The organism is Planktothrix sp. FACHB-1355 (assembly GCF_014748295.1).
Lineage (GTDB): Bacteria > Cyanobacteriota > Cyanobacteriia > Cyanobacteriales > Aerosakkonemataceae > Aerosakkonema > Aerosakkonema funiforme_A.
Genome location: NZ_JACJUP010000101.1, coordinates 1 through 10,441, shown reverse-complemented (window position 1 = coordinate 10,441; position 10,441 = coordinate 1). Strand labels below are relative to the sequence as shown.

Annotated in this window: 8 protein-coding genes; 7 read left to right on the top strand and 1 reads right to left on the bottom strand. The window is 42.3% G+C overall.

Annotation, left to right across the window (positions count from 1 at the left end; all coding sequences use genetic code 11):
- The 6 genes from H6S82_RS07260 to H6S82_RS07235 all read left to right on the top strand — a co-directional run.
- The coding region (locus H6S82_RS07260) for an O-antigen ligase family protein (RefSeq protein ID WP_347339472.1) at nucleotides 1-638 on the top strand (638 nt) is incomplete at its 5' end.
- Between the two features lie 36 nt (nucleotides 639-674).
- A complete protein-coding gene (locus H6S82_RS07255) occupies nucleotides 675-1,667 on the top strand; it encodes a glycosyltransferase (RefSeq protein ID WP_190468454.1) in 993 nt (330 codons plus the stop codon).
- 36 nt (nucleotides 1,668-1,703) lie between these two features.
- Entirely contained in the window at nucleotides 1,704-2,993 is a 1,290-nt protein-coding gene (locus H6S82_RS07250; RefSeq protein ID WP_190468449.1) for a lipopolysaccharide biosynthesis protein, read from the top strand.
- 41 nt (nucleotides 2,994-3,034) lie between these two features.
- The gene (locus H6S82_RS07245) at nucleotides 3,035-4,057 is read left to right on the top strand and encodes a glycosyltransferase family 2 protein (protein ID WP_190468447.1); all 1,023 of its coding nucleotides are present in this window, start codon (nucleotides 3,035-3,037) and stop codon (nucleotides 4,055-4,057) included.
- A gap of 56 nt (nucleotides 4,058-4,113) precedes the next feature.
- Nucleotides 4,114-5,145 (top strand): glycosyltransferase family 2 protein, encoded by a 1,032-nt coding sequence (locus H6S82_RS07240; RefSeq protein ID WP_190468445.1) that lies wholly within the window; start codon nucleotides 4,114-4,116, stop codon nucleotides 5,143-5,145.
- Nucleotides 5,142-7,292: a hypothetical protein gene (locus tag H6S82_RS07235; RefSeq protein WP_190468442.1), complete on the top strand. Its 2,151-nt coding sequence runs from the start codon at nucleotides 5,142-5,144 to the stop codon at nucleotides 7,290-7,292. Before H6S82_RS07240 ends, H6S82_RS07235 begins: the two co-directional genes overlap by 4 nt.
- 294 nt (nucleotides 7,293-7,586) lie before the next feature.
- On the opposite strand, the gene H6S82_RS07230 is transcribed toward H6S82_RS07235, so the two are convergent.
- Nucleotides 7,587-8,372, bottom strand: coding sequence for a WecB/TagA/CpsF family glycosyltransferase (locus H6S82_RS07230; RefSeq protein ID WP_190468439.1), 786 nt, complete (start codon nucleotides 8,370-8,372; stop codon nucleotides 7,587-7,589).
- 567 nt (nucleotides 8,373-8,939) lie between these two features.
- On the opposite strand from H6S82_RS07230, the gene H6S82_RS07225 reads away from it, so the two are divergent.
- Nucleotides 8,940-10,441, top strand: a 1,502-nt coding sequence (locus tag H6S82_RS07225) for a CHASE2 domain-containing protein (RefSeq protein ID WP_242056849.1), incomplete at its 3' end; no start/stop codon positions are given.

Genomic DNA, 10,441 nt, shown 5'->3' with positions numbered 1-10,441 from the left:
CTAGCAAAAAGTGGCGATGGATTGGTATTATTGGCGCTGCTGCTATGGTTTGGGGTTCGGCTTCCCGCTTGGGTATACTATGTTTTCTCATTCTGCCAGTAGTAAATTTTGTTTTATGCTATTTTAGTCGTCCGATCGTACAACTGGGAACAGGAATAATCAGCTTCTTAGCTGGTCTTTTCGGTCTGCAAATAATTAATTGGGCTAAAGATTTTAAAGCACAGTTTGACGGTCAAAGGGCGGGGTCTTCAAGAGTTAGAGAAATTTTGGGTAATTTAGCTATGTATCGTTGGAAAACTGAAGCACCGATTTGGGGACATGGAGTTGCCGAACCAAAAGGCCCGCCTGTTGCGGCTGGCAAACCGATCGGCTCCCACCATGCTTGGTTTGGGCTTTTATTCACTAATGGGATCGTAGGTCTGATCGCTTTTGCAATTCCTCTAATATGGACTTTTATCGAGTTTTTTATCAAGGCTCAGAAAAGCGACCTCGCTAAGATAGCGTTAGGTGTGGTTTTAGTTTTATTTTTCTACTCTTTTGCTGAAAATATAGAGTCTCTGATCTATGTTTATTGGCCTGCTTTGGTAATTATGGGGATAGCGTTCAAAGAAAAAGTTAGTTTCAATATATTGTCATAATTCAAAAAAGTTTCGCTCGCGAAGGAGGATGTATATATGCCAGTTGTATCTGTGATTATTCCCGCTTACAATGCTGAGAAAACCATCTTAGAAACTATTCAGTCATTACAGCAACAAACTTTCTCAGATTTTGAAGCGATCGTCATCAATGACGGTTCGACTGACTCAACTCTAGAACTGTTGAGTAAAATAGAAGATTCGCGGCTGAAAGTTTTTTCTTATGAAAATGGTGGATTGCCAGTTGCTCGCAATCGCGGGATCGATCGCGCTACTGGAGAATACATCACTTTCATCGATGCAGATGACTTGTGGACACCGGATAAGTTGGAGTTACAGCTAGCCGCTTTACAACATCATCCCGAAGCAGGAGTAGTTTACAGTTGGACTGCTTTTATAAACGAAAAAAGCGAATTTTTATATGCGTGGTCACCGCTTTACTACGAAGGAAATGTTTATCCCGAACTGCTAATTAAAAATTTTATTTCCAGCGGTTCTAATATCCTCGCTCGCAGGCAATTTATTGAGAAAGCAGGAAAGTTCGACCCAACTCTTAAATCTGCTGAAGATTGGGATTATTACATACGTTTAGCAGCTCTGTGTCCTTTTGTTTTGGTTCCTAAATACCAAATTCTTTACCGTCGGTCTTCCCAGTCGATGACATCTAAAGTTGATGTCATGGAAAAATACATACTGACGGTGACGGCAAGAGCATTTCAGGCTGCACCACCAGATATGCAATATCTTAAAAAGCGTAGTTTGGCAACTACTTATCGCTTCCTGGCACAGCTATGTATAGCTCACGTTCAGGATGATCGAGGAGTAAAACTGGCCAGTCAGAAATTGCAAAAGGCGATGCGATCCTATCCAAAGATTTTGCTAGACCGCCAGACTCTGCGTTTAGTGGTAAAGCTCGGATTAATGCGACTGCTTCCCTATAATTTTTCTGTTAACTTTACCCAATTTCTTGGGAAATTATTGCCTGACTCGGCGACCAAACGTTTTAAACTAGGCAATCAAGATCTAGTATAGTTTTTTTCCTGGCAAAATAGGATTCTAGGTGCAACTATGACTTTGACCGCAAGATTGACTAAACCGCTCGGTAAGCTCAAAACTAAGCTGAATAGCGATTTTATTCGCAATCTTGGTTGGTTGGGCGGTGCAGAATTAATTAATCGCGTTTTTCGGCTAGCAACAACTATCATTTTGGCTCGCTGTTTATCTCCTTATGATTATGGGTTAGCAGCTTTGGTTTTGACAGTTTATGAGTTTACGCAAGTCTTAACTAGAATTGGGATTGCCGGTAAAGTTATCCAAGCCGATCGAGAGAAATTGGAATCTATATGCAACGGTGCATACTGGTTAAATTGGCTTGTTTGTTTTGGTGTATTTTTTATTCAGTGCATTGTCGCTTTTCCTGTTGCTTGGTTTTATCATGACAATCAACTAATTATGCCAATTTGTTCGATGGCAATTGTTTATTTAATTACTCCCATAGGCAGAATACAAGCAGCTCTTATCCAAAGGGAAAATCGGCTAAAAATCACAGCAATAAGCGGGACAATTCAATTAGCGATCGGCAATATTTTAACGGCAATATTTGCAATTATGGGCTTGGGGATGTGGGCGATCGTACTACCCAGGATTATCGCCGCTCCTATAGATGCGCTCGTATGTATATACAATCATCCTTGGCGTCGTACTAAAGGTTTTACCACAGAAAGATGGTGGGAAATTTTTAAGTTTGGCGTCAACTTTATTGGCATTGGGATGTTAGCGACTTTAAGAAATAATTTAGATTATTTAATCATCGGTCGATTTTTAGGAGTGAAAGAACTGGGAATATATTTCTTTGCCTTTAATGCAGGTTTAGGAATTAGTTTAAGTGTCATCCAATCTATTACCACAGCATTGTATCCCCACATTTGTGCCGTAAGGTCTAATTGGGTAGAGTTTGAGAGAAGGTATTTTAGCGGTCTCAAAACGATCGCCTCCATCATGTTTCCCTTAGTATTGTTGCAATCTAGCTTGGCTCCCATATACGTACCTATAATCTTTGGCCAAAAATGGGTAGTGGCAATTCCTATTTTGATCGTAATTTGCTTATCAGCAATACCTCGTCCTTTTTTCCTAGCTGCTACTAATCTTTTCGCAGCGATCGATAAACCTAACTTAAGCTTGCAAGGCAATCTTCTATTCACGATGATTTTTGCAATTGGCTTGCTAATAGGAGTTAAATGGCAAGCTTTGGGAGTTGCTATCAGCGTTTTGGTAACCCATGCAATATTCATGCCTTTCTTCGTGATTTGGGCAAACAGATACGTTTTTGGTGCTAAGAAAAGCACACCCGTAAAATAAATTAACTGAAGTGTAAAATTTGAAAAAGTTAGGGTGAAAAAATGAAAACAGTTTCTGTAGTTATTCCAGTTTACAAAGTCGAGAAGTACATCGCCGCGACAGTGCAATCTGTCTTGGCACAAACTTATAAAAATTTTGAGTTACTGATCGTTGATGACGGTTCTCCCGATCGCAGCATAGAAATTTGTCAGCAATTCACAGACCCGCGCATTAAAATCATTCGTCAGGAGAATCAAGGAGTATCTGCGGCGAGAAATACCGGGATTCGTTACGCTCAAGGCGAATACCTGGCATTTCTGGATGGCGATGACCTTTGGTTGCCAGAAAAACTAGAAAAGCACATTCTTCATTTGGAAAACTCTCCCAGTGTAGGAGTCAGTTTTAGTCGATCGGCTTTTATCGATGAAACGGGTAAGCCGTTAAATCTCTATCAAATGCCAAAGCTCAACGAAATTACTCCCGATTTGATATTTTGCCGCAATCCGATCGGCAATGGTTCAGCACCAGTAATTCGCCGAGAAGTTTTTGAAGCTATTAAGTTTCAAGATAGCTTTTCCGATCGAGCAGAACCTTGTTATTTCGATCCGCGATTGCACCATTTTGAAGATGTAGAATGCTGGCTTCGTATTGTTCTTAAAACAAACTGGCAAGTAGAAGGAATTCCCGAAGCTCTTACACTATACAGGGTAAATTTAAAGGGAGCTTCAACCAATATATCCAAACAATTGGAAGATTTGGAAAAAGTAATTGAAAAAACTCGCGCCTACGCTCCCGAACAGGTAGAAAGGTGTGCAAATCGAGCTAGAGCTTATGAGTTGCGGTTTTTAGCTCGCCGATCGGTAAGTTTGCGAAACGGCAAAGCTGCTGTAGAATTAGCTCACCGCGCCTTAGCTACCCACTGGCGCATTTTTATAGAAGAACCGCGTCGTACATTGTTGACTTTGGGTGCAGCTTATTCACTTTTGCTTTTACCTCAATCTTTTTACCGACAAATTGAGGAGATTGCTTTAAAAATTACAGGCGCTGCACAAAAACGTCGCATTCTGCAAGAACAGCCCAGATAAATTTACTCAAAATTTGAGCGTTACCTGAAAAGCAAGATAATTAAACTGTAACTGCAATGAAAAAAGTTTCTGTCATTATCCCGATTTACAATGTAGAAAAATATATCGCTGTTGCCGTACAGTCGGTTCTCAATCAAACTTACGAAAATTTTGAGTTGTTGATTGTTGATGATGGTTCGCCCGATCGCAGCGTCGAAATTTGTCAGCAATTCACCGATCCCAGAATTAAAATTATTAGCCAAAAAAATCGCGGCTTGGCTGGGGCGAGAAACACAGGTATTCGCCACGCTCAAGGGGCATATTTGGCATTTCTAGATGGGGATGACCTGTGGTTACCAGAAATGCTAGAAAAAAATATCGTTCATCTGGAAACTTCACCAGATGTAGGTATTAGCTTCAATCGTTCTGCTTTTATCGATGAAGCGGGAAACGAGTTAGGCACTTATACAATGCCCCAGCTTAAGGATATCGACGTGCCTTGTTTGCTGCGCGGTAGCCCCATTGGGAATGGTTCGGCGGCGGTAATTCGACGCGAGGTTTTGGAAGCAATTCGCTTTCAAGATAATCTTTATGGTACTGTGGAAAATTTTTATTTTGACGATCGCTTTCGTCAATCAGAAGATATAGAGTTTTGGCTACGGATCGTGATTCAAACACCTTGGAAAATTGCAGGTATTCCCGATGTTATGACTCTTTATCGGGTGAATACCGCCAGTCTTTCTGCCAACTTTATCAAACAATTCGAGTCTTGGGAAAAGGTGTTTGAAAAGACTCGCTCTTATGCAGCAGAAAAAGTCGAACCTTGGGAAAGTATGGCGAGAGCATACCAACTGCGTTATTTAGCAAGAAGTGCAGTGCGGATGCAGGCTGGTGAAGCAGCCGTACAATTAATTAATCGCTCTTTGTCTACCTACTGGCGCATCTTGCTGGAAGAACCGCGTCGCACTATTTTAACCTGGGTAGCTGCTTATTTGCTCTGGCTTTTACCTTCATCTGTTTACTCTCAAATCAATAGTTTCGCCGCTAAGAGGAGAGGAAGCAATCAAAGACGCCAGATTCTCCAAGAACAGTCCGGTCAGTTGCTATGAGATGGATAAAGCGTACAGTTACGATTGCGATCGTTTCCCTAACTGCCGTCATCGGATGTCAGCCAATTAAAAGTTCCAGCATCGTTAATTCTACCTTTAATCAGGCAGAGGTAGCTGTTTCCGGTACTCAGCAAACAACAACATCTCAAAGATGGAATAACGTAGCGCTGGGGGGAGGTGGTTATGTTACCGGTATCTACCTGCATCCTTTAGAAAAAGACCTTGTTTACATCAAAACCGATGTCGGCGGTTTCTATCGTTGGAATTCACAAAGTCAAAGCTGGATGCCGCTAACCGATCGCTTTCCACTTTCCCAACGTCATTATTACGGAGGAGAAGCATTAGCTTTCGATCCAAAAAATCCTCATATTGTTTATATAGCAGCAGGCACCTATGTTTGGGATAAGCCTGGGACGATTTTTAAATCTACAGATAAAGGTCAAACTTGGACTAAATTAAATATAGATTTGCCAATGGGTGGCAACCAAGATAAACGATGGGTAGGTGAAAGATTAGCTGTCAATTTATTTAATACCAACGTTATTTTATTTGGTTCTCGACAGAATGGATTGTGGAAATCATCAAATGCTGGCAGAACTTGGAGTAAAGTTACTTCTTTTCCCGGAACGCCCAAAAAAGATATTGGCATTACAGCTATTTTGTTCGACAAACAGATGCCGGGTTTAGTTTACGCTGTTGCTTACGGAGACGGGATATACAAATCCACTGATACGGGGGTGACCTGGAGCAAAATAGAGGGAAGTCCGCAGTGGCCCAGGCGTATGGCGACGGGCCGCAACGGTACGCTATACGTTACCAGTGGCAAGGGGCCAGGGGTGACTAAGTATGCGAACGGGGTTTGGAGCAATATTACCCCGGAGAACTCGCAAGCCATGTTTAATGGGTTGAGCGTTAACCCAGCCAATCCTGATGAGATAGTAGTCGCTTTGGGAGAGTCGCCATCTACGAAAATATACCGAAGTGTAGATGCTGGAAGTACGTGGATACTTGTAAAACGCACGATCGACAGCACTGTTCCTTGGTGGACGAAGATTATGCGATCGCAGGCGTGGATATCTGCGATCGAATTTGACCCCAAAGTTACAGGCAGAGTTTGGCTGACAGATTGGTACGGTATCTGGCGCACCGACGATCTCAAAACAAACCCAGTCGTTTGGACTAACTATCAAAAAGGACACGAAGAAATTGTCACCTTTGCTTTAGTTTCACCGCCAAAAGGAGCGTTGTTGCTCAGCGGTTTGGCCGATGTAGACGGTTTCTACCATAACAATGGATTGGATAGTTACCCGGACAAAACATTTGGCGGTAACGGCCCCGATTTTCAGGATACTTACAGCATTGCTTACAACGAAAAAGATCCGTTAAAATTAGTGCGCGTCGGTGGCAATCGTTGGAATAATTCTTATTCAGGAGCTACCTCTACAGATGGAGGTTTAACCTGGCAGAAGTTGGCGTCATTTCCAACTAATAAAATGCCGATGCGGGTAGCCATGTCCGCGACCGATCCGAATGTTTTTGTTGTGACCATCAGCGGCGGTCAAGCTATCCGCACAACCGATGGCGGCGCTACCTGGCAACCTGTTTCTGGATTACCAAATGGCCCCCGTGGGCCTTGGAATTGGTCGCAGTCGCTGGCGGCGGATACGGTGGATGGCAATACTTTTTATTACTACTGGAATGACAGTGTATATCGCAGCACCGACAAAGGCGCATCTTTTAGCGTGGTATACAAACCGCTGGTTGGGGAAAATAGGTGGCATTCTTTAAGAACAATGCCGGGGGTGAAAGGTGAAGTTTGGGTTAGTTTGGATGAGAAAGGACTTTATCGATCGACAGATGCTGGCAAAAGTTTTTCTCAGATTTCTGGAGTGGAAAAAGCTTATCTGTTTGCGTTTGGAAAGCCGCAACAGGGAAGCACAATTCCAGCACTTTATTTATATGGGAAAATTGCCGGAATGGGTGAGGGTATTTTTCTTTCTCTGGATCGCGGAAAGACTTGGACGAATATAGGCGATCGCCACCAGCCGATCGGTAACAATCCCCAAGTGATGGCAGCCAGCAAACAACAGTTCGGATTGGTTTTTATTGGCACTGGTGGCAGGGGAATTTATTACTACTCGAAGTGAATAGCGATCGCGCTTTATTGATTAATCCCAACAAATTATGATTTTATAAAAAAACTCTCCTAGAAGGAGATAAATTATATAACAGAATAAAAAAGCTTGGGTATCATATGTAACTCCAAGCTTATCGATTGTTTAAATTAAAATTCAAACGATTACCATACAGAAATTGGTTTCCATATGGATGAGCGAAGCAATAAGAATTTACTAAGTAAATTCCCAAAATAACCAATAAATAAACTTATTGCTCATCCCTTTCTATAGCCAAAAACGCCTCTAAGCTTATTTACCTTGGATTCAATTCGTGTCAAAATCGTAAATATTTTTTTCCCTTGTTAAGGGTATTTTGTAAGAATTTAGTTTCTGCTTAATAACCAACCATATAAAAGGAAGGTCATCTACTAAATATCTTTTCCACAGCCTTTGAGGTTCGGATAAAAGCCTATATAACCACTCCAACCCCATATTACTCATCCACTGAGGCGATCTTGGTTTGTTCCCTGCTTCAAAATCAAGCGTCGCACCGATCGCCAAAAATGTTTTTATGTTTGGCAGTTTGTCTTTGTACTTTGCAATCCACTTTTCTTGTTTGGGTGCCCCAACTCCTATTGCCAAAACAGTGGCTCCTGACTTGTTAATAATATCCACTATTTTGCAGCACTCTTCTTCGTTTTTATCAAATCCGAAAGATGGAGAATATGAGTCTACGATTATTTTTCTTCCGACTGTTTTATTGATTCGCTCTTGAGCTTTCTTGGCGACACCTTCAGCTGCCCCTAACAAGAAAATCTTCACTCGCTCATCATCTTTATAGTGATTGTAAAAAGCCGGAAACAAATCCGAACCGGAAATTTTTTCTTTTAGTGGCGTACCTAGAAACTTGGAAGCGTACATCACTATTTGGCTGTCGCAAACTTTATAAGTTGCGCTGTTATAGGCTTTATAAAACTCTCCATCGTTTTGCAATTTAATCAAGTGATCTACATTGGGTGTGAACACAATACCGCCAAGTTGGAGTTGATCTAACAGTTCCACTTGGGAAACATTGTCAATCGGTAGATTTAGAATATTTACTTTCTTCATTGATGCAACCTCAGCAACAAATACTGCGAACGCGATAGGTTTTCCTTACAGTTGTTTCTGTTTAAGGTAGTTACCAACAATGAAGGGCGAGCCTAGTTTCTTGCCTTACTAAAGCCATTAACATAGCCCTATCCCAGTAGTAACACAGATAGTAGGAACTCTTATATCTAGTAGATAGAACGCCCCTACAGCAACTGCTTACGTGAATTTACTAGCCTTACTTAGTGAGAATAGCAAACCTTTTCCTGGATCAGTTTAAAGATTTGATAAAGTTACGTATTTTGCTGTAAAGTTAATATGAAGATAGAGATTATACTTAGATGGGTAAGGCTTCAACGCCACTCCATACTCCCAATTGGATAGATCTTATGGTGAAGAAAGTGAGGAAATTACTGAATATGGAAAAAAAAGTATACAAATACTCATTATCGACGATAAAGAAGAGCGATACGTAAGAGTGGCCTAAGAAAGAGGATGATTGGCCTAGTTGGTGGGCTAGAAAATGGCCCGCTTCCAGAAAGATTCACTCTCGTCATCCAATTACGCACTCCCACGTTTTGACAACCATTGGTTATTAATAAAGTCAGGCATGGCAAAGATACCAGCAACTGGGCGACTGGGATGATTAAGCAGCTTAGCAAAAGCTCCATAGAGGTATGGACAGGACTCAAGCAACGCTTATGGTTGGAGCGTAGGGTATTAATCACCTCCTCTACTGTAGCTGCCTGTATTATTTTGTTGCGTTGCACAGGGTTATTGCAGTCTTGGGAATGGGCCGCTTTAGATTGGTTTTTTCGCCTGCGTCCTTCACCACCAGTAGACGATCGCATTCTCATTGTGGGTATTGAAGAGGAAAATTTACAGAAATACGGTTGGCCTATTCCCGATCGGGTTATGGCCCAGCTTCTGCAAAAATTGCACTCCAAAAAGCCCCGCGCCATCGGTTTGGACATCTATCGAGATTTACCCCAAGAACCCGGTTATGCAGAATTACAGAAGGCGTTCGCAAACATACCCAACATAGTTGGTATTGAGAAACTCAAAGATAAAACTAGCGATGGAGTACTAGCCCCGCCCGCCCTTAGCCAGCGAAAACAAGTCGGTTTCAACAACGTAGTTATTGATGCGGATGGCAAGGTGCGTCGCAGCCTGTTGTATTCCTGGGTAGATAACAAACTGCACACCAGTTTTTCCCTCCATCTGGCACTGATTTATCTGAAGGCGGAAGGCATTGAGCCTCAAGCAGCAAAGGGCACGAACTATCTGCAACTGGGTAAGACTGTGTTTAAGCCCTTTGAGTCTAAAGACGGTGGCTACGTGAGAACAGATGACAAAGGCTACCAAATTTTGGGTAACTTTCGCAAACCATCGATCGGCTTTCGCAAAATTTCGATGAGAGATGTGTTAGAAAACAAGATACCCCAGGATTGGGTGCGCGATCGCATCGTCCTGATCGGTTCCACTGCTAGCAGCCTCAAGGATTTTTTCTATACTCCTTACACCAGCGATCTCGTTAAATCCGCCCAGCCTATTCCCGGTGTCGAACTGCAAGCGAATTTTCTGGGCCAAATTCTCACTGCCGCCCAGTCCGGACAAGGAACGATCGCCGTTTGGTCAGATTCGATCGAATGGCTTTGGATTTTGGTTTGGTCTTGGCTAGGAGCAATTTTAATCTGGCGATCGCGTTCAGTAGCTAGCTCTATCTTAATTCTCTTCCTGGCAGGAACCAGCCTCATCGCCTGTGCCTACTTGGCTTTCTTGGCTTATTGGTGGATACCAGTCATTCCTCCCCTGCTAGCCCTTGTCGGTTCCGCTACAGTAATCACAGCTTATATTGCCCAATTGAAAGAAGAATTGAAGCGCTCTAAAGAATTTTTACAAAACGTAATTAACGCCATTCCCGATCCCGTCTTCGTCAAAGACAAACAACACCGATGGATTGTTTTGAATCAAGCTTACTGTCAATTCCTGGGGTATCCCTTCAACACATTAATTGAAAAGACAGATTATGATTTTTTTCCCAGCCACGAAGCCGACATTTTTTGGCAGCAAGATGAATTAGTTTTTCA

Coding starts and splice junctions, on each gene's coding strand:
- H6S82_RS07240 (WP_190468445.1), top strand. CDS start 4,114: ATGAAAAAAGTTTCTGTCATTATCCCGATTTACAATGTAGAAAAATAT.
- H6S82_RS07255 (WP_190468454.1), top strand. CDS start 675: ATGCCAGTTGTATCTGTGATTATTCCCGCTTACAATGCTGAGAAAACC.
- H6S82_RS07250 (WP_190468449.1), top strand. CDS start 1,704: ATGACTTTGACCGCAAGATTGACTAAACCGCTCGGTAAGCTCAAAACT.
- H6S82_RS07235 (WP_190468442.1), top strand. CDS start 5,142: ATGAGATGGATAAAGCGTACAGTTACGATTGCGATCGTTTCCCTAACT.
- H6S82_RS07245 (WP_190468447.1), top strand. CDS start 3,035: ATGAAAACAGTTTCTGTAGTTATTCCAGTTTACAAAGTCGAGAAGTAC.
- H6S82_RS07230 (WP_190468439.1), bottom strand. CDS start 8,372: ATGAAGAAAGTAAATATTCTAAATCTACCGATTGACAATGTTTCCCAA.